The 25,970-nt window shown below is 40.8% G+C and carries 25 protein-coding genes and 1 pseudogene; 20 read left to right on the top strand and 6 right to left on the bottom strand.

Features of this window, described 5'->3' with window-relative positions; translation table 11 throughout:
- Positions 1–123 precede the first annotated feature (123 nt).
- Positions 124–1,644 (top strand): SIR2 family protein, encoded by a 1,521-nt coding sequence (locus F8N00_RS04370; protein ID WP_421017848.1) that lies wholly within the window; start codon positions 124–126, stop codon positions 1,642–1,644.
- 398 nt (positions 1,645–2,042) lie between these two features.
- Here F8N00_RS04370 and F8N00_RS04365 read toward each other — a convergent pair whose 3' ends face one another.
- From F8N00_RS04365 to F8N00_RS04345, 5 genes are all read right to left on the bottom strand, one after another.
- The gene (locus F8N00_RS04365; protein WP_421017847.1) at positions 2,043–3,062 is read right to left on the bottom strand and encodes a tyrosine-type recombinase/integrase; all 1,020 of its coding nucleotides are present in this window, start codon (positions 3,060–3,062) and stop codon (positions 2,043–2,045) included.
- A gap of 598 nt (positions 3,063–3,660) precedes the next feature.
- Positions 3,661–4,617 carry a diguanylate cyclase domain-containing protein gene (locus F8N00_RS04360; protein ID WP_421017846.1) on the bottom strand — a complete coding sequence of 319 codons (957 nt, stop codon included), beginning with the start codon at positions 4,615–4,617 and terminating at the stop codon, positions 3,661–3,663.
- Between the two features lie 217 nt (positions 4,618–4,834).
- Positions 4,835–5,284 (bottom strand): DUF1569 domain-containing protein, encoded by a 450-nt coding sequence (locus F8N00_RS04355; protein WP_075643104.1) that lies wholly within the window; start codon positions 5,282–5,284, stop codon positions 4,835–4,837.
- A 392-nt stretch (positions 5,285–5,676) separates the two neighbouring features.
- The gene (locus F8N00_RS04350; RefSeq protein ID WP_075643103.1) at positions 5,677–5,979 is read right to left on the bottom strand and encodes a hypothetical protein; all 303 of its coding nucleotides are present in this window, start codon (positions 5,977–5,979) and stop codon (positions 5,677–5,679) included.
- Between the two features lie 456 nt (positions 5,980–6,435).
- Complete coding sequence (locus tag F8N00_RS04345) at positions 6,436–7,524, bottom strand: GGDEF domain-containing protein (protein WP_055966389.1); 1,089 nt, start codon at positions 7,522–7,524, stop codon at positions 6,436–6,438.
- Between the two features lie 307 nt (positions 7,525–7,831).
- On the opposite strand from F8N00_RS04345, the gene F8N00_RS04340 reads away from it, so the two are divergent.
- The 4 genes from F8N00_RS04340 to F8N00_RS04325 all read left to right on the top strand — a co-directional run bounded on the left by F8N00_RS04340 (position 7,832) and on the right by F8N00_RS04325 (position 11,227).
- Complete coding sequence (locus F8N00_RS04340; protein ID WP_055966392.1) at positions 7,832–8,806, top strand: helix-turn-helix transcriptional regulator; 975 nt, start codon at positions 7,832–7,834, stop codon at positions 8,804–8,806.
- 71 nt (positions 8,807–8,877) lie between these two features.
- Complete coding sequence (locus F8N00_RS04335) at positions 8,878–9,525, top strand: type 1 glutamine amidotransferase family protein (RefSeq protein WP_055966394.1); 648 nt, start codon at positions 8,878–8,880, stop codon at positions 9,523–9,525.
- A gap of 116 nt (positions 9,526–9,641) precedes the next feature.
- Complete coding sequence (locus tag F8N00_RS04330) at positions 9,642–10,163, top strand: MepB family protein (protein WP_055966397.1); 522 nt, start codon at positions 9,642–9,644, stop codon at positions 10,161–10,163.
- Between the two features lie 698 nt (positions 10,164–10,861).
- Positions 10,862–11,227 (top strand): hypothetical protein, encoded by a 366-nt coding sequence (locus F8N00_RS04325; protein WP_421017845.1) that lies wholly within the window; start codon positions 10,862–10,864, stop codon positions 11,225–11,227.
- 854 nt (positions 11,228–12,081) lie between these two features.
- On the opposite strand, the gene F8N00_RS04320 is transcribed toward F8N00_RS04325, so the two are convergent.
- Positions 12,082–12,531 (bottom strand): GNAT family N-acetyltransferase, encoded by a 450-nt coding sequence (locus F8N00_RS04320; RefSeq protein ID WP_421017844.1) that lies wholly within the window; start codon positions 12,529–12,531, stop codon positions 12,082–12,084.
- Positions 12,532–13,127: 596 nt separating this feature from the next.
- On the opposite strand from F8N00_RS04320, the gene F8N00_RS04315 reads away from it, so the two are divergent.
- The 15 genes and pseudogenes from F8N00_RS04315 to F8N00_RS04245 form a co-directional block, all read left to right on the top strand.
- The gene (locus tag F8N00_RS04315; RefSeq protein WP_200934657.1) at positions 13,128–13,508 is read left to right on the top strand and encodes a GntR family transcriptional regulator; all 381 of its coding nucleotides are present in this window, start codon (positions 13,128–13,130) and stop codon (positions 13,506–13,508) included.
- Complete coding sequence (locus tag F8N00_RS04310; protein WP_421017843.1) at positions 13,501–14,181, top strand: ATP-binding cassette domain-containing protein; 681 nt, start codon at positions 13,501–13,503, stop codon at positions 14,179–14,181. Before F8N00_RS04315 ends, F8N00_RS04310 begins: the two co-directional genes overlap by 8 nt.
- Positions 14,178–14,996 carry a hypothetical protein gene (locus F8N00_RS04305; RefSeq protein ID WP_421017842.1) on the top strand — a complete coding sequence of 273 codons (819 nt, stop codon included), beginning with the start codon at positions 14,178–14,180 and terminating at the stop codon, positions 14,994–14,996. The genes F8N00_RS04310 and F8N00_RS04305 overlap by 4 nt, the downstream gene beginning before the upstream one ends.
- A gap of 17 nt (positions 14,997–15,013) precedes the next feature.
- Positions 15,014–16,111, top strand: coding sequence for a hypothetical protein (locus tag F8N00_RS04300; protein ID WP_421017841.1), 1,098 nt, complete (start codon positions 15,014–15,016; stop codon positions 16,109–16,111).
- A 945-nt stretch (positions 16,112–17,056) separates the two neighbouring features.
- Positions 17,057–17,545 carry a helix-turn-helix domain-containing protein gene (locus F8N00_RS04295; protein WP_214749305.1) on the top strand — a complete coding sequence of 163 codons (489 nt, stop codon included), beginning with the start codon at positions 17,057–17,059 and terminating at the stop codon, positions 17,543–17,545.
- Between the two features lie 349 nt (positions 17,546–17,894).
- Positions 17,895–18,083 (top strand): hypothetical protein, encoded by a 189-nt coding sequence (locus F8N00_RS04290; protein WP_214749308.1) that lies wholly within the window; start codon positions 17,895–17,897, stop codon positions 18,081–18,083.
- A gap of 14 nt (positions 18,084–18,097) precedes the next feature.
- Positions 18,098–18,322 carry a hypothetical protein gene (locus F8N00_RS04285; protein WP_050678812.1) on the top strand — a complete coding sequence of 75 codons (225 nt, stop codon included), beginning with the start codon at positions 18,098–18,100 and terminating at the stop codon, positions 18,320–18,322.
- A 93-nt stretch (positions 18,323–18,415) separates the two neighbouring features.
- Entirely contained in the window at positions 18,416–19,507 is a 1,092-nt protein-coding gene (locus F8N00_RS04280) for a hypothetical protein (protein WP_421017840.1), read from the top strand.
- Between the two features lie 181 nt (positions 19,508–19,688).
- On the top strand, positions 19,689–21,902 hold the full coding sequence (locus F8N00_RS04275) for a VirD4-like conjugal transfer protein, CD1115 family (protein ID WP_421017839.1): 2,214 nt from the start codon (positions 19,689–19,691) through the stop codon (positions 21,900–21,902).
- A 12-nt stretch (positions 21,903–21,914) separates the two neighbouring features.
- A complete protein-coding gene (locus tag F8N00_RS04270) occupies positions 21,915–22,169 on the top strand; it encodes a hypothetical protein (protein WP_214749317.1) in 255 nt (84 codons plus the stop codon).
- 16 nt (positions 22,170–22,185) lie between these two features.
- A complete protein-coding gene (locus F8N00_RS04265; protein WP_421017838.1) occupies positions 22,186–22,614 on the top strand; it encodes a hypothetical protein in 429 nt (142 codons plus the stop codon).
- Between the two features lie 24 nt (positions 22,615–22,638).
- Positions 22,639–24,576: a pLS20_p028 family conjugation system transmembrane protein gene (locus F8N00_RS04260; protein ID WP_353047630.1), complete on the top strand. Its 1,938-nt coding sequence runs from the start codon at positions 22,639–22,641 to the stop codon at positions 24,574–24,576.
- A gap of 4 nt (positions 24,577–24,580) precedes the next feature.
- On the top strand, positions 24,581–24,892 hold the full coding sequence (locus F8N00_RS04255) for a DUF5592 family protein (RefSeq protein ID WP_214749326.1): 312 nt from the start codon (positions 24,581–24,583) through the stop codon (positions 24,890–24,892).
- A gap of 4 nt (positions 24,893–24,896) precedes the next feature.
- A complete protein-coding gene (locus F8N00_RS04250) occupies positions 24,897–25,532 on the top strand; it encodes a hypothetical protein (RefSeq protein ID WP_421017837.1) in 636 nt (211 codons plus the stop codon).
- A gap of 7 nt (positions 25,533–25,539) precedes the next feature.
- A pseudogene (locus F8N00_RS04245) lies at positions 25,540–25,970 on the top strand (type IV secretion system protein VirB4); the annotation flags it as partial.

Below are 25,970 nucleotides of genomic sequence, written 5' to 3'. Positions count from 1 at the left end.
GGTTATATCGCAGTAGTACAAGAGAAACATTACGTTATATTAGGATTATGCAAGTAGATAAAAAAAAAACGTACGATCTACAGAATTATAATCTTGTAACTAATTTATATAAGGCGGTGTTCTATGCACATCCAAGAATTTATTAATCGATTTACTAATCATCCAGTATTATTTGTAGGCACTGGTATGAGCCTCCGTTATTTGGAAGAATCCTATACTTGGGATGGTTTATTGTATGCAATTTCTTACGAAATATATGGTAGAGAAGAAACTTATTACGATATTAAATCCAGGCATGCCCTCCAAAATGGTCAATTTAATTATCAAGGGATCGCAGAAGAACTAGAAGGGAAATTCAATGCATTTTGTATGGAAAAAAACACTGGTAAACTTAAACGAGCTAATGAGATATTCTATGAGAATATGAAAAAAGATAAACCTTTAAGTAGATTCAAAATTTATATATCTTTACTGTTAGAGAATTATACCGAAAAAGAAAGCATGCAAAATGAAATAGCAGAGTTAATAAAAGTTAGAAAGAACATTGGTTCGGTAATTACTACTAATTATGACACGTTCATAGAAAAAACTTTCGACTTTAACTCGTTGATAGGAAACAATATTTTACTTAGTAATCCGTATGGTTCTGTTTATAAGATTCATGGGTGTATTAATGATGCAGAGAATATAATTATAACGAGAAAAGATTACGAAAAATTTGATAAAAAATACGAATTAATTAGAGCGCAACTACTCTCTTTATTCATTCATAATCCTATAATATTTTTGGGTTATGGAATTGGCGATACAAACATAAAGAAAATTTTAAGCACCATATTTACTTACATAAACCCTAATACACATGAAGCCGATCGAATCAGAAAACAATTTTTACTTGTGGAATATCAAGAGGGATCAACAAATTTAGAAGTAACCGATCATGATATAGACATGGAAGGGTATTCGACTATTAGAATTAACAAGCTAAAAACAGATAATTTTATAGGCTTGTATAAGCCTTTATCTAATTTGAATTTACCTGTATCAGCAATGGATATTAGAAAAGTTCAAAATATCGTTAAAGATATATACGCAGGGGGCAGTATAGAAGTCAAATTTACGGACAATATTGATTCGCTCAACAACGATGAGAAAGTTTTAGTTATCGGTTCACAAAATAGCGTTCGTTATGACTCTAAGGATATTGCTGAAATTATTTCAAATTACTTTGAATATATTGATGAGGAGAATCATCAAGTATTGAGTTTGATAGATAAGCAACATGTTCAACAAAGTCAATTTTTCCCGATTTATGGTTTTCATACCGTTCAGCCCAATTTAGAAAAAGCGGATTTCTTAAAGGATATTCAAAAGAATAAAATAAAATCTGTGATGAGTGCTAAACAAGGTATGGGAGAGAAACATGAAACGATATCAGACATATTAGATGATAAGGATATAAGTAGAAGTAGTAGAGAAGATGAGATATTCACAGGTGTTATAAAAGGACGAATTAAGTTGGAAGATATAAAAGAGTACTTAAAAAATTATGATGTAGAAAGAAAAGGAAGTACAGGTTATAGAAAGTTACTTGTAGCGTACGATTTTAAAACATATGCTCCGCCAGACACTCAATGGACTTAATATAAAACAAGCAAAGAGATTGGACATTCAGATCTGTTCATATGGAAACCAGCAACAGACAGTTTAAAGGTACGTGATACAGATTACTAGACCTGGAAGAACCAAATCAAAAAAGCTAATAAAAGACACGCTAAATTAACGTCTAAAAATTAGGACGTTTGCTTAGTGTGTCTTTTAAACCCACAGAAATATGTTATTTGAAAAGGTGTTTTCATCTCAAAAAGCGTACATTTAATTAAATAATGCCATAATGGCTTAGACACTGGTAAAGGGTCGTTTTATATAAAAATCTAATATACAAGTAAACTTAGTAGAATGATCAAAAAATGTTATATTTTCTCGTATATTAATCAATGTCTAATTATTAAGGAGATTTGACGTTTTATATAAAAAGTCCCTTAATCATAAGGTAGCACATTTGAATTAGATTTTTTTAATTGTTGAAGATACGTATTCGTAGTCGTTATTGACTCATGCCCCGAAAGATTCATGACTTCATATAAAGAAATACCATTCGCTAATAGCTTTGTAATAAAAGAGCGGCGAAACCAGTGGGGTGAATTTTTTTGTGATGTTAATTGTGCGGAAGCTGCTTGAGCGATAAGTCTCAATGCTTCATAAGAAATAGAATTATTATTAGTCCTAATATTGAAACAAATATAAGGGTTCGTTACCCCTTCAATTTGCATTAGTTGCTTTAATCGATCGATAAGATGGATTGATTTTTGAGATAACGGAATGCGTCGCCACTTTTCACGCTTTCCTTTAAACTCGATGTAGTTGATGGAATGCGTTTCATGTACATGACTGAACTGTAGCGCTAATAACTCGGAAGCCCGCATCCCTGTCGTCAACAACAGATAGCCCATCGTCTCATTCCGCAGCTGCAACAGCTCGCGATGCTTTTTCTGCTTCACTGTGTGGCGAAAGGCGAGGGCGATTGCCTCCATCTCGTCGAAGTCAATCTCGCGACGGAGCGGCTCCGGCTTCATCTGGTCCTTCACCTGTACTGACAGGTCACGCGCGTGATAATCATTAATGTGTAGAAAGCGTAGGAAACGCCGCAACATGGCGTTGCGTCTTTTGACAGTCCGCGGTGCGTACTGGTCATGAACATCCTTCAAATACTCATGCAAGTTGAGAATCGTCAGTTGTTTAACACCCTGTGTCTTGGTCACAAAGAATCGGAGAATATAATCAAGATCTTGTTTGTAGGCCCGCTTTGTATGCGGGCTTTTTTGACTATAAATCGGAAACAACTCCGTCGCCCAGAATAACTCGAAGATCTCGAGGTCGCTGAGCGCCTCCATGTTTAAGTGATCGTTTTCGAGCACTGCGAGTAGCTTTTCCCGACTATCAGCAAATGCCAGCGCTGCTTCTTCTCTGATCACGATTTCGTTCATTTCTTCTTCGTTCATCATCCATCCTCCGATCTCTCTACTTAACGCTTCCTCTTTTTGACGCCTTTTTTGTTCATTTGCTAAGTAAACCACTGTTTATTTAAGTGTTACATAAAATTATGAATAATATACATGTGTATATATGTTTAATTTTTGATATATAATTGTATTACATAATGTCTCTATAAATATTATAACAAACAACTACTTGTGATAACAGATAATTATCACAAGTAAATTAATTAAGGGTAAAAAGGTGACATAACACGATTATTGATGAAAGTGAAGACCGGACGTATTTTAAAGTCCTAGTAAAGGTTCCAGTTAGTGCAACTATTTTTTGTCTCACTAAAAAGAGAATACTATTTATTTTGAGACGAAAGAAAAATCAATGACTTATATCCTATATGATTGCCTAAGGGATGAGAGTGAGCAAAGAAAACACGAGGATCGGTAGAAGAATACTTATCTGTTAGTAGAAATTAATTGAAAGCTACATATAAAAATAACATTATCGATGATGGGTGCTAATAAACTAACTTACTTCCTTTTATAGTTGTATGAAACAACTATAAAAGGAAGATAAGAAATTTTACTAATGGTGTATCGTAATCTTTTAATTGGTCAATGCTTTATAAAATTGATATGTGTTCTTCCCAGAAGCCTTTGCTGCATACAAGGCAACGTCTGCTTGTTGTAAAAGCGTTTCAACAGGTTGGTCATTCTCTTCGCTATACATTAAGATCCCGATACTCGTTGATACACGATAGGCAGATTCCCAGATAGAGAGACTCATTAGGATGCGTGTTGCTAACTGTTCCCACTCTTCTCGCTCTCCTTGATGAGCGAAATGAAGAACAAATTCATCTCCTCCTAAACGAACCGCATGGGCATGAGGATATTCTCCCGCAAACTGTTGGAGTCGTCGAGCTACTTCTTGTAGGACACGATCCCCTACTTCGTGACCAAAGACATCATTAACACGTTTGAATCCATCCAAATCTAAAAAGAAAAGTGCTCCGGCATGGTGAGGATGATCTTCAAAATGTTTACTAAGGTAGCGTCGATTGTAGAGTCCTGTCAATGCATCTTTCCAAGCGAATCGTTCTAACTCTAAGTAGTAGAGGAACAGACGGACGATTCGTTGCAATAGCTCAATATTTCTTTCCTCATATAGACTTACTTCATCATTGATAGCACACAATGTGCCAAACGCTTCACCATTCGTTAGGACAATTGGCATTCCAAGATAAGATCGAACATTTGCTTGTTCAAGTGCTTCATTTAATCCCGCAAGATCCCCTTCTGCAGGTATGTTTTCTAACACCAATGGTATTTTTTTCTCGAAGTCTACTAAACTACACAGGGAGTGATTCAAGTCGAGAATCATCCCATCCGTCATGGGAATGTCAGCTTTCTTGTTTGCAATTTTAAAGATCAGTTGCTTCTCTTTCTCGATCGCTGATAGATACAGCATTTGATGAGGTAAAATCTCATGTGCAAATTGTAATACATCATCGGCCAGTTCATTAAAATTGTTATACATCTGCAATTCTCTAAAAGATTTCGTCATTTTAGCACCTCACTTGTATGGATTAGTAGATCAACCTCTCTTGGTAAGATTTAGTATCGAGCAACTTAGAGTATATTTTTTATCTACAAGCTAATTCAATTTTATCGTTAACTAAAATTCATCCTAATGAAGGAGCAACTAGAATTCAAAAGATGAGCATCTTTTTAAAATATTCTCATTCCATTAAATAAAAAAATGAGGTGACAAAAGAAATGGTCTACACACCAAACTGCTGTAGATGATGATCAAGGTGTTTAAAGATTCCTTTTCCCCACTCCTCAGCAGTAAGCCTTCCGAAAAAAGGATGTGGATGAGTCGTGCAACTTTCTGGACCGTTCATTTGGAAGATTTTAATTTTTTGTTTAAGTTTGTTCTTCTCATTTTCAAACTCTTTTGGATCAACGATCAAAATAGTTGGGATAGTAGACATATTCTTTGGTAACGGCTTGTTATTGTAAAAAATCGGCTTTGCTACTTTTCCTACAACGAAACCTAACCAACTTCTTGTTGGAGTAGAATATCCCATGGCGATGTCTTGAAAAGCGGAGCAATGAGATAGCATTTGAGCGACGTCCATTGCTCCCCACTTAGGTTGAGAGTTCTTATTTAATTTATCGATACGATTTAAGATTTCTTCCGTGCATTGAATATTAAAAATATTATCCATAAAGCCCTCCCTTAGCGTCATAAAAAATGAATATATACGTTATGATATGTAGTGGTACTTCGACATTTATTTCATACCCACATTCCATATTTTTCATGTTTTATTAGGGGATTGAACGTAAAAAAAATTATGTCATACGGATATCATAATCAAAAAAAGATTTATTCATCGATTTTGATGATAAACTTTCCTTTTAAATTTCTATTCGTGATTCAATTCTTTTACTTTTAAAATTTAAATACTAGTATTGTTTACACTGAGACTATGAAAAACAAGTGATATAGATGTAATGATAGAAAAAGCCCAATCTAGATAGACTCCTGAACTCCCCCCTTCGGTTTACTTAGAGGTGGTGGATTCCTGAGTGATTCGACCAATCGGTCGAAACGTGATCAGGCTAACTCCGTCGCTCTGGCGGTTGAAGAAGCTAAGATACGTTCTTCTCCTTGTTTGAGATTCGGTTCTGCGTTCATATCACGGTCGTGATGGATGTGGACGGACACACCCATCTTCAGCAGTTCGTTGATGTCCTGTGCAAAGAGCAGGGAAACGAAGTATTTGCCTGAAGCGGTGCGTCGGATCGTCGCGTTCAGAATTCGTCCTGCTACCAGCTTCGAGTTCGCGAAACGTACCCACTTCAGATTTGGAAGTTTAATCATGTTGCCTAAAATCGAGACTTCCGGAAGTTGAGACATACCTTGGATGTTCGGCTTATAGAATTGGACAGGTTTCGCTTCGACTTGAAGCGTAGGCGTACGTTCTGCTTCTTGAAGAAACGAGCATCAATCATCTGCCAGATGCTTGATGCTCGTTTGTACGGACGTACTATCGACTTCTTTCAACAACGGAAGTAAGAGCCGTAAGAGAGCCCTTTTTCCGGTCTCTTAGTAAGTCTCTTCCCACTTCGATAAGAAATAGTTGAAGACAAAGCGCGAATAACCGTCGTCTTGATAATCAGAAATTTTTGCTCTTTCGTCGGGTGTAGTACGAACTTGTACGCGGAATGCTTTAACATGATGTGCACCTCCTTTCCAGATAATGTACTCGAAAGGGAGGTTGGCGATTCATCTCTCACTATTACTGGGGCTTCATCCACGACGTTTAGAAGTGGGAGTATTCTCACCTAATTTAGATAAAAATGAAGAAACCGGTTATATAGATTTAAAGACCTGATTTCGTCCGCGATGCTTCGCTTCGTACAGAGCTGCATCTGCACTTCTTGTTACTTCCATGAAGCTGACAGATGTTCGTGAATCACATGAAGAGATCCCGATCGATAGGGTAACATGAATGTACTCTTCCTGATGGATATGAAAGCGTGTCGATGCACAAGATACTCGAATGTCTTCTGCCAATTGATCTGTATAAGAAATGTGTGTTTCAGGGATAAGGAGCATGAACTCCTCTCCTCCATATCGACCGACGATACCATTATGCGGCGTGTGTTCTCCGAGCAAATCACTGATCTGTGATAAGATTTTGTCTCCTTGGTCGTGTCCATATTTATCATTAACGAACTTGAAGTGATCGATGTCAATCATCATGACCGTAAATGAGGGATGGGCAATCATAAAGTAGTCCACTTGATCTTCAAGGGCACGACGGTTATGAAGCCCGGTTAAAGAATCCGTCAGTGCTAATTCTTGATGTAGTCTCACTTGTCCATAATGTTGTTTGACATAATACAGGAATGAATGGATGATGACGGCTACTGAGGCAATATAAAAACTAAATAAAATCGCATTTTCCACAAAAGAATTCATGTCGTTTTCACTGATGTAGACGAGTGGCAAGTGGATAAGTAAACAGCAGGTGATAATAAGGGGGAGTGTCTTGAACTCGTCTCGTAATAAGTGCTTTAACAGTAAGACAATACTCAAGATGACGGTGTAAGTGATTAAGATCCAAGGGAATAGAAAAAACTCATCGTTCGTTAAGGTCACAACTTGCCACATCAACAGAATGAACCATGTGATGATCCCGTAACTTGTCCCCCCATAATAGAGGGCGATGATTAGCAGGACGATCGAGAAGTCGAATGTAAAACCGCGAAACGAGATCTCGTTAATGATTACCCAATAACAGGCAATCAGTGCTAAGATGATCACGAATAAGTACTTTTTCATAAAGGTAGTAGTATGCGACTCGATTGTAAGACGTTTGTAGCAAAAAAGAGAGAGTAGCACGAACAGTGCAATGAGCGCTAAATTGACTATTAAATCGTTTACCAGATGAATCATGACGAAATCTCCTCTCTTCCTAAAACCTCCCTATCTCTGCCGTTGATTTTTGAAAAATGAATCATATTAAGTAATAAATACCCATCTATTTCTTTTTTACGCCTAGTTCTAAAGTGCTTCTGAAATAAATCTTAGAACCCTTCTTTTTAATGCAAAATAGGTGAGATGATGCATTTAAAGGAGCATTTAATAAACAGGAAAATCATTCAAAACTGTATGTTTATGAGATAGATAGGGAACATAGCTAGCCTACATCATAAAGTTAAATGAACTAAAAAATGACAAAAATAAAAAAGAGGCGAGAATTGTGGCAAAAAGCGATAACTTACTTGCTATCTTATGGCTACTACGAGAAGGAAATAAAATCACGGCAAAACAAATCGCTGAACAGCTAGAAATGAATGTGCGGACCGTCTATCGGTACATGGATACGCTCTCCATGAGTGGAGTTCCTATTGTTGCTGAAACGGGTGTGAATGGCGGATATACTCTTTTGAATCATTTTGTAGATGCTCCTCTCTACTTTGATCAGGAGGAACAGAGTGCCCTTTACCATGCAGCGATCTTTGCTGAAAAAGCAGGCTATTACGGAAGTACAAGCTTACAGAATGCCATTTTAAAAATTAATCGACATTCGAAAGTAGAGGAGACGGATGCACTGCAGCTTCCGATTGATGCACTTGAAGTAGCGCATGAACATGTCCCATTAACTGCTTCCGCAGCACGTAATCTCTCCCGCATCGAGAGTGCGATTTTAAAGCGATTCAGTATCGAGATTATATATAGACGCCCTAACGCTGAAAAAACTGAGAAGCGTAGAGTAGATCCCTACAAGATTGTCTATTGGAAAAGTGCCTGGTACGTGACAGGACATTGTCATTTGAGAAACGCGATACGTAATTTCCGAGTAAACCGGATTGAACAATTGACTGTGACTGATCATCTCTTTCTCCTACCCGAATCATTCAGAGAATCAGATCTCTTTTTGACCGAACTCTTACCTAGCAGTGAAACGAATGAATCGAAGAAAATTGATCTTGTCATCAGAGGAACCGAGACAGCCATTGAAGAGCTTAGTCGTCACTGGTACTTGAAGAACTGTATCAAACAACAAGAACAGCGAGAAATTGTCTTTTTCATTGAGACTTCTGTGCTAGAAACATACATACCAGGCTTACTCATTACATATGGAACGGCAGTACAGGTACTCTCCCCTACGGAGGCTAAGCAACTGATTGTCGAGCGCCTTTTGGAACTAGTAGAATTTCATTCTCAAACTTGATCTTTACTGACGGTAGGTGTCAGGAAGACCATTCTAAAATAAGCCTATGGCATATTTAGGAGAGTGGAAAAATGACAAAGCAGATGTATCTTTATGTCTTCGATTCAGTATCGGATTGGGAATACGGTTACGTAATGGCTGAATTAAAATCAGGCCGGTACTTTAAAAGGGGTGAGAAGCCCTTACATGTCATTACTGTCGGTGTAAGCCGAGATACGATAACGACGATGGGCGGGCTTCGCGTTAAGCCCGATATCACAGTTGAAGAAATGAACGTGAGTGAACAGGACTTAATCGTGCTTCCAGGTGGAGAAAGTTGGGGGCATCCAATACACGACCTTATGTTAAAACAAGTTGATAATGCCTTCAATCAAAGGGCATTCATCGCAGCAATTTGTGGTGCTGTCCATGGCTTGGCAAAAGCTGGTTACTTAGAACATTTCCATCATACGAGTAATGACCAATCTTATCTTGAAATGATCTATCCAGCATATCGAGGAAACACGTTGCATCAAAACGGTTCTGTCGTCAGAGACGGCCAATTGATTACGGCTTCCGGTGTGGCCCCGCTCGAATTTGCAAGAGAAACAATTGGCGCAATGGATGTCTTTCAACCGAATACGTTAGAAGCATGGTATCAGTTGAATAAAACAAACGATGCTACGTACTTTTATCAACTAATGTCGTCACTTCAAACAAAAGAAGGTTCTACAATTTAAGTATGAGTACTACGTGCTCTATTGAGATTTTATCAATAGCTGTGTTGTCGACAACTTTCGATGTTTGATATCAATTCAATTAACGCTCTAAGTAAGATAAAGGATGGTAGATAAGAATGGACGATTTTTGGATAGCGTTAGCACATATCAATGAACAACTATATGTACCCTGTGGATTGACGCCACATGCTATACGCGAAGAAGTGCAGAATGCTACATATGGAGCGGGACGATTCTATATCGGGGAAACTTCCGTTCGCTTTCGAGTTGCTAAAGTGACCCCCGCTAAACTCGGTCAGTTTGTAGTGATTTGGGAAAAGGATACACTGAATAAAAATCAACCATTTTCAGAGGAAACGGCGATGGATTTGTTAGTTGTGAATACGTTCACTGACTCGAATCGATTTGGTCAATTTGCTTTTCCGAGGGAAGTGTTAAAGGAACATAAGATCCTTAAGACGGATAAGACGAAAGGAAAAATGGCAATTCGTGTCTATCCGAGTTGGGACCAACCAGCGAGTAAACAAGCCATCGCAACACAAAAGTGGCAATTAGACTATTTTATAGAATTTGAAAGTCCCAATTCTCTATCGAAAGATGATGTACTTCGGCGTTATTCAAATGCTGCTAGAACGTAAAATGTTCAAACATAAGTCACTTGATGCTGATCGCGATAATCTGGTCTGCACATTTGATTATTGAGAGCAAGAAGAGAGCGCATTCTTTATGATGTGCATTCTCTTCTTTTTCGTATAAATAGCTATCGACTTACTTTAACTCAAGAAATAGTAGAGAAATCCCAACAAAATGAGAATAATCGGTAAAAAAATGAAGTACATCCATGACATGTTCTTAGCTGAGGTTTTATAGTCGTATTGTTCTTCTGAAGGTTTTTGACCAATTCTTAAGGTAAAGACAAGACCGATAAGGCAAATAACTAAAGCGATCCAAAATAACATCATCATATGTAATCGTGCTCCTTTCATTCTAATCATAACAAAGATGACAAGCAGGAGAACGTCACATCACTATTTTACAATTTAACCTTTTTATCAAAGAGTAAATTAATCTTTTTAAGTGTAAGGATAACGTTCTTTCCATTTCTTTTTAAAGTGTTGGGGTATAAAGGGTTCACTTACTTGTTTTCTTTTTTTTTGTGTATAAATAGTTTCCCTTTCACAGATTTTAATAAGCGCATTCTGCTTATCAAACACGTATCCAAGAGATGAAAATACTTCCATCCACGTCTTTTGGAGAAAACTGTCTAGATAATGTCTCGATGGAATCGTTATTTAGGCATTTGAAAGATTAGCATCTGATTTTGATGAGGCCTGGCATGATTGATGATTACAATAGCGAAACGATCTCACAGCAACTTAAAACGTTAAGGATGCTTTTATTAAATTATCTAAACTCTAAAGTTTATTTACTTAAAATCAATTTATATTTGGGTGTTTTATTTGGTAAAATAAAGACATCAAAGAGAAAGGGAGTGAAAAAATTGAGCGTTAAAATTAAAATTACTACTGGTGAAGAATTCAATATTTCCGATAAATCCCTTGATGAGGTACTTTTTGAAATCATGTCTATAAAAACTAGCGAAAGTAAAAACTTTTTTTTATACAAAAGCAATGGTTCTCAATATGCACTTGATGTAGAATCTATAATTTATATCAAAGAAACTCTTGAACCCGATATTTGAGTAAGGTCATTATTAATTGATCGACTCCCCTTCTTCCTCAATTACAAAGGGATCTCTCTCCGTTTAGCAGGTTCTCACATATTGAATATTAGTCCCGCAGAGCGGTTAAATTTTATCCTCGTGATAGCTCTCTTTTAGAGCATTCAAGGAGCGATTCTGAGGGAGTCTATTCATTATTCTGTAACGTATTAAAACACACATTTCCGCTTAAAATTGACTATAAGGATTTCTGACGCTTCATTTCAGTACTTCTCTCATTGCACTTGATTATTTTGATCTTGGCTTGCTTTTTCTTTTCTGCGGCTTTCTTCAGCATAATCAATCTCCGCCCTACTTGATGTTTAGCAAATCAAATGACTTCGTTTGCTCGCTCTTTGCCTAAGATCAAGACACCTTTTTCAGTCAACGCGCGGTCCTGTTTTCTTTCGCGAGTATTAATAAACATCGATTTTGGCGTTGTAGACGCCTGTTTTTGATTCGTAACTGATTATCTCGCCAAGTTCTTGCCTTTTTGCTTGTTATCCTTCTCAGCCTTGTTCTTTTTAATAAAATTTAGTATCGAACATTTGGTTCTTTTTGTAAGTTCTAAGCGAATTCCAACGACCTGTTGGTTTTCTGCTTATCAAATCAAAGACCGAGAGAAGCGAAAGATGAATTTTTCGGCAATGATTTTGTAAGAGCATCGACTTCTACACTCTTATAAAATCATTGAAGGTTTCTACAAGAGGAAAAGAACATGATACCGTTACACATTCATTTTCCATTACACGAAAAAGAGGATGCACACGCATCCTCTTTTAACTTCTCATATATCCATTAATTTAAAACGTAAAGTAGAATCTATCTTATCATTTTTATATCGATGCTTCCCAATTGATCATTTTTTCAGTCAAACTACTTCTTCTCATTCCTAGTTTTTCAAGTACTCGAATTGACCCAAAATTATCATGAACTGTCTCAGCTATTACTTTATCAACTTTCGAAGTTGCAAAAGCCCATTGAATAAGTACTTTTAATGCTTCTGTTGCATACCCATTATTACAATAGCTTTCAAGAATACCATATCCTATTTCCACGACTTTTTCTTCGTTAGGTATTCCCTTAAAGCCAATATCACCGATAATCATACCATCTATTTTTCGAATAACGAACCAACTACCCCAATATAATAAGTACGGTTTTTCTTTTAACTCTGCTAAAAAGAATGAAACCTCAGGTCCGTTATCATATGACTGTTCTATAGCGATTTCCATTGTTTTTTCTGTACATGGCATAACAAGTAATCTCTGAGTTTCTAATTTCATTATGAGTTCTCCCTTTAATTAAAAGTTATTCTTCCAATAAAAAAGAGATGCACAAAGCATATAACCTCTCCCCTTTCCAGTTACCCATAATCAATCATATCATTTATGATTACATTTTTTACCTGAATTCCCCTTATTATTTAAGATATTTTTTAAGGCAAATACCGGGATAAACCTAAGAAAAAATTGTGGGCGTTTATTGAGTATGAATAAAAACTCTTATCCTTTTAGGACGATTTTTTATGAGGTAAAGAAAACATCATCTAACACCTTAAGAGCAGTATCATTTTGTGTTTGGCATGAAAAAAGACGGTGATTCAGCATGGTTATTAGAATCTAATTACCAGTCTTGTTCTCTGTCATATAAGATCTTTAAAAATATAAATCATCGTCATAAAATCTTGAAGAAAGGGATTTTTAAGATTCAAGAAGCTTAGTAACTCATGCATGTCGAAAAGATTAAAAAGACGATTGGGCTTTTAAGAAAATTAATGGGAATTTAGTAAAGAAGATTGACTCTGTGATGTACTGTCGGTATGATACAGTAATCGGATGTACTATTGTTTTAATACATTGATTATAAAGAGGTGAATTACTTGGAATTCGATCAAAGAAGTCCCGTCTACTTACAGGTCATTCGTTGGTTTAAGGAACGGATTGCGACTGGAGAGTTTGTTGGTGGACAGGAAATTCCGTCTCGACGTGCCCTTGCTGCAGAGTTAGGGATCAACCCGAATACGGCACAGAAAGTTTATAAGGAAATGGAGGAACAACAATTGATCACGACAGAACGAAATGTACCAAGTAGAATCACGACTGATCCACAAGTCGTCGAACGTGTACGCTCCGAATTATTAAGTGAGGCAGTCGCACAGTTTGTCACAGCAGTACAAGCGATTCAAGTGCCACTTGATGAAGTTATGTCGACGGTTCAGAACGTGTATCAAACCAATGAGCGAGGTGAGCTTGATGCTTGAGGTGCACGGCTTACATAAAAAATACGGACGAAAGCGTCCTGTACTTCAAGGCGTATCCTTCACGGTACCACCGAACCAACTCACTTGTCTGATTGGTTTGAACGGTGAAGGGAAGTCAACGATTTTAAAAAGTATTATGGGGCTCACCCCACTGGACGCAGGGACGATTGTAGTGGATGGGGAAATGTCGCGTGAGCGGATTGCATTTGTGCCGGACCTTTCGACGATGCCTGGTTATATGACTGTTGGGGATGCGATTCTTTATATGGAAGACTTCTATCCAGATTGGAATCGCAAGACGGCAGAAGAATTGATGGCATTTTTCAAACTCCTGTCAACGGATAAGATTAGTGACTTATCAAAGGGAAACAAAGCGAAGGTTAATTTATTACTCGGTTTCTCGCTCGATCGTCCCTACTTGTTGCTAGACGAACCATTAGCAGGTATCGATCTCTTTACGAAGGAACAGATTGCTTGGATTTTCTCAAGTCACTACATGGAAGGACGCGGCATCTTAATGACGACGCATGAAATAGCAGAGGTCGAGCACTTGATTGATCGAGTCGTTTTCTTACAAGACGGTAAAATCATCCATGAAGATGATGCTGAGGAGATGCGTGAGTTATATGGAAAATCGGTTCAGGACCGGATGCGTGAGGTATTCCAGCGATGAAAAAATTCATAATGTTATTGAATGAAGAATTAAAACGCGGAGCTAAGTTTTATCTGATTGCTCTTGTTGGACTAGTAGTACTAGAATTTATTTCTGTCGTCTATGAAATAAAAAGTTATCAGTCTAACGTTGAAGAGTATATGCGTGTGGATCGCATCTCACAAATGGAAGCAATTCGTTTAGCGGGTGGTCCTCTTAATTTTGGTGATGCGACTTCTTACTTCCAGTACATTATTGCCATTGCCATGATGTTAATACTCTTACTCGCTTTCCAGATTTGGTATCGTGATTGGTTTGGTGAGTCGAAGTATATCTATCGACTACTGATGTTACCTGGGAAACGTACTGCAATCTTGATGTCGAAATTAACTGCGGTAATTCTAACGATTGCGAGCTTCATCGGCATTCAATGGATTGTTCTCTTATTAAGTGGGTCACTGTTCAAATGGTTAATGCCTGAAGATTTAATGGAATCCAAGCGAGTGTTTGGAGAGAATAGAGTTATAAGCATGTTCTACACGTTCAATATTGCGGATACGTTTATTATCCTTTTGGTAGCAACTCTTGTTGTTTCTTTTGTTTTCCTCATTATTTTGATTGAACGTTCTTATCGTAAACGTTTAGCAATCCTGCATGTCGTGATGGATGTTGTATTGCTCATCGTTCCTCTTGTAGGACTTGTTTATTTCTTTGAGAACACGCATTTTCTATACCCTGATCAAATCACGACGTTTGTTATCGGTTACTTCCTTCTTTACTTTGTCTATGTCTATTGGAAAAGCATCCGGTTATTGAATCATAAAATCTCTATTTAAGGAGTGAAACGAAACGCATGCGACGTTATAAACATGTATTAGCAATCGGTGGATTGAGTCTGATTACGATCGGGAGCTATTTCGGTTATGCTGCAATGATCGATGAACCAGAATACGTCGTCGAATCTGTACAAGGAAAGGCAACAGATGATGCTGTAAAGGATCTTCACATCGAACTTGCAAGCGCTCGAGTCAAACCTAATTTATATGATATAAAGTTAGATGGCACAATCAAGGTTTCTGAACAAAATTATTTAACCAGCTTATATGATCCGATTGATATTAACTACCCAAAAGATTTTTATCGTTTCATTCGGGGAACAAATGTATCCTCTAGCGAATATGGCACCTATACATACGGAATTGAACTGAAGTCCGATCATATCAATTATCAATCCTATGATGAAAAAACTAAGAAATATACAAAAATGCGATTCCCTTATGCTACAACCAACAGTCATCAATACCAAGATAATGAGAATGTGTTTCAAATACTTGGTCACACCAAAGAACAACTCTATATTGCACAGAATGCCTATGGTCCAAGTAAAGATATGAAAATTCTACGTCTTGATATCAAAAAACGTCATATAGAAGAAGTACCGCTTGTATCGCCGCCTCCAAAACAAAATCAATCTCGTACACTTGTTTCTTCAAATGAATTTGGAACACTATACATTTTAGAAACAACTGATGAGAATGGTGTGATCAATACGTTTGATTATTATCTCGATAATGGGAAATCCGTTAAGAAAATTAAAGCATTAAATAAGTTTGCATATAATGGTTCAATGGATTTAATCTCCGACAACCGTCAATTATTACTGTATGATTCACCTGAAGACCAAAGTAAAGACATTGTATGGAGAATTTACGATTTTAAGACAGATAAATTGAGTGAACATCGAGTAACTGCTAAGTATCCAAATCAGTTTAATCGAACACAAATCTTTAATACTGACGAACGATTATATCAAGTATCCCCTGTCGAAAAGTCAAACTTCCAAGTGACCGTCATTAATCTACTAAATGATTCGATTGAGTATCAAGGAATCATTCGAGACAAAAACGGACTAAAGAATTTTAATATATATGATGTACGAATTGAAAACTAAAAAAACTAGGTCAAATTCAATCTAAATTTTTTGAATAACATTAACTGAAAGAGCGGAGTCCTATTAGGATCCGCTCTTTCAGTTAATAAGCATACAAACTCATTATCTATTAACCAATTCTTATTGGTTTATAAATGTTTGATAGTCCTACATATACGTGCGCATTGAGAAAAAGGTATTTGTATAATATCAGCTTTTAATTATAAAAGTAGAAATCGTCGTGTAAATTTTCTTAAGCATGCTTCACTAAAACTTAATCCTCATCGGCATAGATAGCATCGATGAGTTTCTACTTAGACGCCATCCGTTTCCCGAGGTGTAACGTGAACCTCGAGAGAAATCAGACTTTCCGCTTCTTCAATCTTGAGGGCGGAGACGGGGCTAGGTTGTAATCAATCATTGCTTCTAAAATTTCTTTGAGGACCTTTTAAGCATGTTTGACATCTTCTAAGAGTGTCTCGCCATCAGAGTATAAACATTCTCTTGATCTAGAAATCGAACGAGATAGCAATAATCCTCCAGATCAGGTGTGACGACAGCGTAGTATTTAAATGTTTGCATGGATGTACCTCCCTAGTGATGTCTTATGTAAATCGTCGAGTGACATGGAATAGGGCACGTCCGAACTGATAATAGCTATATTTTATACAAAAACTAACATTTAGTCGTGAGAGTAATCACAAAAATCAATTCTAGGGCTAGATTTTTAATCAAATACACTACTCTATCGGGATAGCCTATTTTACAGTTTGAATACATATTTACCTTACTTTTTAGAAATGCATCAAAAAGATGTTGATAGAACTGTCTTTATCAAAATTCGAAGTTCGTAATAGCTTTGACACATCAAAATAACGATTGAATTGACAGAATAATCTGCTATATTCTAACTATCACCAGGAAAACATTGTCATACTAAGGTTCTCGAAGGAAAGGAGCATGTATATGTACCGATTCGGAGAGTGGTTACGACGAGAGCGTCTAGAACATGGTTGGAGTCAGGTAGAGTTGGCCGAAAAGACGTATGGAGAAATCTCACAGGCAGCAATTAGCGCCTATGAGCGGAATCGTTCGATTCCTTCTATCCTCGATGTTCAAATTCTTGCGACAGCCTGTGAGCAGACGCTAGGATCCATTCCTTGGGATGAATTCGACTTAAGGACGGAGAAGAAACGGAATTGGTCGAACCTGAAGCAAGAACGCTTCGATTTGGCTGAACTTCCGCTTGCGGATTCCGTTCGCACGTTTGACGGTAAGATCTATCAACTACATGGTCGTATTGCGATTGAACAAGAAAGCAAGAAGACACAGGAAATCTCGCAACTCTACTATCGCATCCGTACTGTCGTCGGTGAGAATCAAGTCATTGCAAAACGGAAGCACCCGAATGATGAGCTGATTCATGTCTCACGCCGCAAACTGGTTCATCAATGAATTATCTATGAATACGTATCTGCTTATGGAGTAACACGAAACAATGACCGGAAGAAATGATGACTGTAGCAGCATATCGCTAAGGACAGTCCTTCAATCACATACTGGCGTGTCCCTCATGTGTGACCGGATGAGCGGGATATACGCAAAAATGGTTTGGCGAGAGTCGCCTAAAACTCGCCCACAGGTCACGTATCCGTTGAGGGTCAACGAAAAACCCTAGACAGATGTCTGGTACCGGACATTAGAGTTTGTGGGGAAACGTGCTCTAACCCCACCGCCCTGCTCGACTCCGACTGTCCTTAAGGATGTGCTGCTGCGCATCAATCTCAAGGAAGGAGTGTATGTTATGCCGACACGTGAACAGAAGCAGAACAAAACCTTTGCTGAGAAGTTGCTCCGGATTCAAGGGAAAGACTATGAGGAGTGGCTCGACGCCCAGCATCAACTCGTCATCCAGGAGAACCAGGAACTAATCTTAGAAGCGCTCGACTCGAAACTGAACTTCACATCGCCTGCATCCGCGTCACGAGATTGAGAGGAGGAAAACAGATGGGATTGAATGAGACAGGACTCAGCTTACTCCAGTTCTTTCAAGGACTCGCTGTCATCGCGGCAGCCATCGCCTTCGCAGTTGGTGGCTTCTACTTCATCTTCGGGGGAGATCGTGGACGCTCGAAAGCGGTCGGTTGGCTCGTCGGTGGTGCCGTCGGTCTGATCATCGTCATGGGTGCCTTCACGCTGGCGGAGATGGTCAACGACAACATCAAATTCTAATTGAACAAGTGATTTCACAGACCGTCATTCCAAAATTGGATGGCTTTTTTTATTGCTTTCGTTGCGATGTCTCGCATCAAAGGAGGAGAATGTATGCTCTTCGTCCGATTCACAGATGTACCGAAAGATGGCTTTCCGAACTATGAGCGTCTCCCATATGAGGAGGCGCTTTTATTATCGACACAAGTTTATCAGGAAGCCCAGCAAGAAAACGAACGCTTCTCGAGTGAGTTCCGGATTTTTAATGATGCTGACCAACTTGTCTACAAAGGGACGTTCCAGTTCGGTGATCCGACCTACCCCAATCTTTACTTGCAGCTGAAAGACCGGATCCCACGCATCCGGATCCGGAAGGAGGATGCAACAAAGAAAATTTTATTGCTCGAGAACTTGGAACGTTTGACACCGGAATCCTACAAGACGATGACGGCGTCAGCGATTCAACAACAGCCGAATGCGACACACGTCTCCCGCTTACGTCGCGGGCAACGTCGTCTCGTCTACGGCGTCAGCGGTGTCAGCCTCTTGCTCCTCGGTGCGTTGTCCGTTGTCCAACTCGTTCAACCTGATCCACCGAGCGGCGTCCAAGCGGAAACATCCGATTGGCGACCTCTTTATGAAGCAGCGTTGACGGGAGAGACGGGTCCACTCGTCGAACGTCTGGAAAAACGAAAGTCGTTGAACGATGAACAACAGCACTTCCTGATCACACAATACGTCGAAGAACAGGACTACGACCAAGCGGTCTCCGTGACGAAGGATCCAATCGATGTCGAGACGATCATCATGCAGTCGAAACGATTCGCGACCAATCGCCAGGATACGCTACAAGCCTTCCAAGCCGTTTATCCGACGAACGAAGGAACGTTCGACCTTGCTATCTTGCAGAAAGACTATAAACGTGCCGTCTCGCTTACGGGCGTCGAGATGACGACTGCCCGTCAGGAAGCCAAAACACGTGCCTACATCGCATTGAAAGATGTGATGAAGGCTCAAGAAAGCGTCAAGATGATCAACGACGAGCAATTAAAGAAGCAAGTAGCAACACTCGTCCAACTGGACGAAGAGATTCAAGCACTCGAGGATCAAAAGCGCCAGTTATCGGAGAAGAAAGATAAAAAAGAGTTAAAGAAGCTAAATGAGTCGCTCGAAGCGAAGCTAAGACAAATCTATAAGATTATTTAATGAAAGTATGGTGATTGAAATAATGAATAAATCACAGTCATTACAATCTATTTTTTCGTCTACCTGGTTTTGGCGCTGTTTTGTCTTCTTGATTGCTTTACCTATTCTCTTGTTCCTAATACTCAATGTGGCATCTCAATTCCTACAAGCGACATTTCAAAATCTCTTTCAGGACGGGAAGATGACGACCGGCTCCCCGCTTCAGTACGATCCGAATTGGTGGACGACGCTTGCTTGGTCGACCTCCTTCGCTCTCGCTTTGTTCGGTGTCTGCTTCCTACTCGGAGGGTTTCTCTTATTGAAGTATTGGCTCAACTTCCGTGATCTCAAGGCTGCACAGAAAGGAAGTGCCCGCTTCACGACGTTCCAAGAGCTGAAACAGCAGTATCGCGATGTTCCAGACCGTAAGGAGACCTACAGCGGATCCGGTGGTGTCCCGGTCGGTCGCTATCGTGATCGCCTCTACATCGATGACAGTGCCGTCAATAACCTCGTCATCGGGACGACCCGATCCGGGAAGGGTGAAACGTTCGTCTTCTCGACGATCGATCTCTACAGTCGTGCCGAACGCCAAGCGAGTCTGATCATCAATGATCCGAAGGGTGAACTATTCGCCGCCTCTAAAGAAACACTCGAAGCACGCGGCTATCAGGTCGAGGTCCTAAACCTGATGAACCCGTCACAATCAATGTCCTATAACCTGCTGCAACTGACGATCGACGCCTATTTGGACGAGAACTACTCCCTCGCCCAACAGTATGCCCGTTCGGTCGCCTACATGCTCTATCATGATCCGAAGGCGAAAGATCCGTTCTGGAGTAACTCTTCGACGGACCTTTGCACCGCCCTGATTCTCGGATTATGCGAACAAGCAAAACATGAACCGGAGAAGATCACGATGTATAACGTCGCTTTGATGTTATCCGATCTCGGCTCACGCACAGTCATCGATGGAATGGGACAGGAACAATCGGCACTCGACGCCTTCTTCGCATCGTTTCCGGAGAATCATCCGGCACGTATGCAGTACGCGACGCTTCACTTTTCCGGTGGTCAGACGCGCGCGAGCATTCTCGCCAATACAAATGCTAAGCTCGGGATTTTCACACTCGATGCGACGGCACGTTTAACGGCACAAAACTCACTTGATATGAAACTGATCGGTTTCAACCGTTGGATTCGTGGACGTTCCCTTCCCTTGTCACGGTTGACGTTTTACTTCCCAAGCGGGAAACAACTCGCCTTGACGACGGATGACGACGGGAGTTTCGTACTCCATCACGAAGAAAACCTCGAAGTGGATAACGATATCATCTTAGAAAGTGAAGGACAGCAGTACACCGTGTCACTCTCGGGTCGAAAAGACGAAACGGACGGTCTCTTCGACTGGACGACGGATGCCCCGATCGACATCCGGGAAATTCGACAGCATCCGCGCCCGGTCGCCGTATTCCTGATCGTCCCGGACTATGATCCGACGTTAAATGTCATCGCCTCACTGTATGTCAAACAAGTCTATACCTCACTGGCACGTGTCGCCTCAAAAGCGGCGAGCGGACGTTGTGAACGCCAGGTCATCTTCCTGCTCGACGAATTCGGGAACATGCCAGCGATTGAAGGGATGGCGAACATCATCACCGTCTGTCTCGGTCGAAACATCCGCTTCAACCTCGTCATCCAGTCCTATGCGCAACTCGAGAATCTCTACGGAGAGGATTGGAAGACCATCGACGGGAACTGCGGAAACACGCACTACCTACTGACAGCAGATGAGTCGACGGCAGAACTGATTTCGAAGAAGCTTGGGGAGCAGACGATTGTCACAAAGTCTCGTTCTGGACAGACCTTCTCGCTCTCAAAGTCGAAGACGGAGAGTGTCGATGGTCGCCGCTTGTTGACGGCAACCGAGGTGATGGGACTGAAGGAAGGTGAGATGTTAATCATCCGTGTGATCAAGCGGCAAGACAAACAACAGAAACGGATCCAGTCCTATCCCCTTTTCCTGACCGGACGGACGGCGATGAAATATCGTTATGAATACCTGGCGGATGACTTTAACACGGACCGTTCCGTCAACGATCTCGTCATTCCCTGTGCACATGCCCATCTCGACCTGAATACGCTTCGTGTCCCGTTCCATCTCGGCGCCTCAGTTGCATCGAAAACAATTGAGACGGATAAGGAGACGCCTGACGCAACAGAATGGCGCGTTTTCGATGTCCTGCAGCCGAAAATTCTCCGCTCGATCTTTGAGACGACCGAATACGATACGTTATCGATTGATCTGTTCGAGCAAGGCATTCTAGATAAAACAATACCTGTGACGGACAATCAGCGTCACTTTTTGAAAACAATCATCAGTAAACGACTCGAGAAACTTCGGCATGGCATCTAAGGAGGGCATCATATGACAGAACTGACACGCACGGAACGCGTTCAGCGTGAACTCCGCGTCATCGCGACCATCATCAAGGAGAATAAGAAGCGCCTCCGTCGCGGAGAAGTCTTAAACATCCAGACCCGGGACGGATTCCTGGTTATATTTGAGGAAGAAGACCCAGACTCAGGCGACCGAAAAACTGTTACGCTTATAGACACATTCGATTTCCGGGTTCACGTCAGTAATGGCGATCTAACGGATCCGAAACAGGTGTCATCATAGGAAAAGGGGTGGAGGCATGCAAGCGAAACGAGTACTCTCCGGACTATTGATTTCCGCTGCGTTACTTTTGGTCGGTTGTAGTGAAACTGAAGACTCTAGTCATGCGAATCAAGTAAAGTTATCCAAGGTAGAAAATCTAATGGATGGAAAACAAGAAGGATTCCTACTGATTTTAAAAGAGGAAGACGGAGATATTGGCTCATATCAAAATAAACTCGATTCCATAGCGAAAAAAAACAAAGTACCTATCAACATCTATAATACTTTTCAACCTGATGCTAAAAAGATAGTGGATAGAGCAAACTTTGAATACACATCTACGCTACAAGGTGAACGTTTGTATTACGTGTCGAAAGGAAAGATCAAAGATAAACTAAATATTAATCGCCTGACTGATGAGACTTTTACTAATACAGTCAATGAGTTTGTAACTAATAATAAATAGAATGAAACGGAGGTCTGGATAGATATGTCTGATGCTCAGGTTATCCAGAAACTTACCGAATTCGAACGTCTTTTCAATTTAAGTAATCTAGTTAACGACGCTTTACGAACTGTGGGTTGGATTTTTGTCAGAGGGCTTTCTTTGTTGATTGATTCTCTCGAAAGTCTTACAGATGATATTTTGATGATCAAAACATTCTTTAATAATCCTCAAGTGGTTGAATTCGTTCAGACGATTCAACCTTTTTTGTATGTACTATTAGCCGCCAGCTTTGTTTTTACAGGCTATCTCATCATTTTTCAAAAGAAATTCGATCGAGAAGGTCTTCTTATCAATATTTTCATCTCATTGATGATTTTAGGACTTCTCTCACCTACAATGAAACAACTAAATGACTTCACAGATCAGGCAGTCAATCAAGTTAAAAGTGGCAGTCTATTTGGTTCTGAAAAGGAAACTATATCTGAATCAATACTCAAAGAAAATTTAAATGATTTAGTAGCATATGATAAAAATGGTTTTAAAAACTATACAGAAAACGACGCAAAAAATAATGTTCCAACCAAATTAATCAAAGGATTACAGATTAATGAGGTGTTCGATAGCAATAAACTAGACATCTCCACTACTGGATCAAAACTTTCAAAATCATTTATTCTTTGGGACGGTAGTGAGGAAGTACTAGGCGAACTCGATCAAAGCGGACTTGATTGGAATAACCAGTACTACTATCGCTATCATCCGAACTGGTTGACGATTCTTGTCACCCTTGGCGTGATGGGCTTCACCCTCTTCTCGATTGCCTACAAGCTGGCTCGCCTTTCGTTCGAGTTGGCTTTTAATTATGTTCTAGCGATTTTAGTCGCCCCCGCCGACCTGCACAGCGGACAAAAGACGAAGAAAGTCATTCAAAGCATCCTGAATACATTCCTCGTCATTATCTTGATTTTCGTCTCGATTAAGCTCTACACGATTGGGACGGCTTATCTTGCTGATACACTCGATGGTCTCGCCTATTTGATCGCCTTGATCGCTTTCTCCGCTGCCTTGATTGATGGACCAAACATGGTCGAACGCCTCTTCGGGATTGATGCGGGTCTGAAACGTGGTTGGGGTGTCGCACTTGGTGCGTATGCTGTCGGGAAAGGTACAGCTAAAGTCGGGGCTCGTGTCGCTGGACAGACGATGAAGAGGACATCACGACCAACTACTCCATCCGCTTCAGAAGCTGCCAGTACAAAGTTACCACCGAACCCACCACCTAATGGTGGCACACCAACGGGTCGTCCGGATCGTTCGTCTGACAGTGTGCCATTTCGTTCGCAAGCACAAGAGCGCACTTCACGACCAACTGGACAAGAGAACCAGCGCATTGAATCCACTGATTTATCGACGCACGATATGAATTCGGAGAGTCCGACTGCAACCATATCAAAAGAGTCCATGCCACGCCGTTCGGACTCCGTCTCATCACAATCACCTGCGACTACTCCGTCATCATCGCAAACACCTGTTTCACAACCGAAGATGCCCGATGGATCGCTGAAGGAACAACCGACTACTTCACCTGATGCGTTCAATCCCTCTGAAACAACTGTCGCATCGCAACCTACTTCACCGTCGGAACAACCCATTGGATCTCGTGTACCTAATCCATCTTCTGTTCACTCAGGGTCAACATCTGATATGAAATCTAACGTATTTGAACATTCTTTTAATACACCTGAAGACGCAGCACCTACAATTTCCTCTTCAGGAACGAGCAATCCTTCACCTTCTATCACTGAATCACAGGAAACATCATCCGGAACACAGCGGCAACGAAAGTCGATCTATCAAACACTGGAGACGACGACACAAAAAGAACTCAAGCACATCGAACGAACGCAGACACGTGTGACGTCAGAGTCGTCCCGGATGTACTCGACCGATGTCCCGCGGCTAGATCCGAAAAAGGAGTGAGACCATGCACCAGCGCCAGTACCGAATTCCGAACGAAGTCACGACCGAGCTGAAGATCAATAAGATGCTTTACCTCTATGATTTACTCTTTCTCGTCGCTTTGATCATCGTCCGGTTGATTGCCCTTCCATTCATCCCGGACGTCTTGCATCTGCCGTTTACGCTCTTCCTGGTCGCGTTCGGACTATTCATCGTCATCCGGCCGACGACGAATCCAGAGAAACGGATGGTTCACGTTCTCTATTACGCGCTGGTGAAGAAGAAGGACACGTATATCGCATTGACCGACGGCAAGGATGAATCGAGAGGGGCGTGATGGAATGAGTTTATCGGAAGAGAAACGATCTAAAACAATTCCGACGACAGACATTACTTGGCTCGATGAGATGCAACTGACGACACCTCCAATACGGAATGAAAAACGCGTCCGGATCCCGCCATCTGTCGCCTCTCTGCTACCGATCGTTGATGACACAGTGCTCGATGGGTTCGAGATGCAGGACGGGACATTCTGCGATATCATCCAGCTAACTTCGAAGGATATCTACGGTTTGTCCGAGACGGAGAAGGATCATGACATCTTCTCCCTTGCCTATCTGTTACAGGCGTATATGCATCCGTTGAAGGTGATTCCGCTCAATACACCGCTCAATTTGGAGAAACAGAAACAACGGATCGAACGACAGCTGCGGCAAAATCAAAACGCTGCCTATCGTCCGTTTCTGCAGAAGAAGAAACAGGAACTGATTTACCTCGAGGAGCATCGCACCAATCGTGATTATCTCCTCTTTTTTTATGCGCCGGATGAGGCAATGCTCCGGGAACGAAAGCATCAATTGACGAAACTGCTTCGACGCAGCAACCCGATGGTCGAACTGACACTCGAACAGAAAACGCATGTATTGTTCCAACTGCACAACCCGAATACGAAACCGACTCAGGACGGAAAGGAGTGATGGTGCCATGTGGCGCACACGTTTTCTACGGAAGCAGGACCCGGAGACGATCAAACGACAGGATGGCTACAACCCGACTTTCGTTCAAACCATCCAGCCGCAAGGCGGACTCCGCTTCGAACCGAACTATGTCCGGACCGGTGACGGGTACCTCGCCTGCCTCCATGTCTATAAGTATCAATCGACCGTCTACGACTTTTGGCTCGAACCGATCCTCAACCTCCCCGGTGTCTTGACGACGCTCGACATCGGGACGGCGGATAAACGAGAGATGATTCGGACCATCAACAAGTCGATGGCGGAGCAGAATACGCGCTTCGAGAATGCAAAGGACAATGTCGACCGGATTGATGCGCGCGAGACATATAAGGAATTGAATGAACTCTACGAACAGATCACGCAGGGTGAGACCTGTCTCTTATACACATCTCCGAGCCC

The sequence above is a fragment of the Exiguobacterium sp. A1_3_1 genome (assembly GCF_048985645.1).
Taxonomy (GTDB): domain Bacteria; phylum Bacillota; class Bacilli; order Exiguobacteriales; family Exiguobacteriaceae; genus Exiguobacterium_A; species Exiguobacterium_A indicum.
The sequence above is the reverse complement of the archived record's forward strand: the minus strand, read 5'-3'. Positions and strand labels throughout refer to the sequence as shown.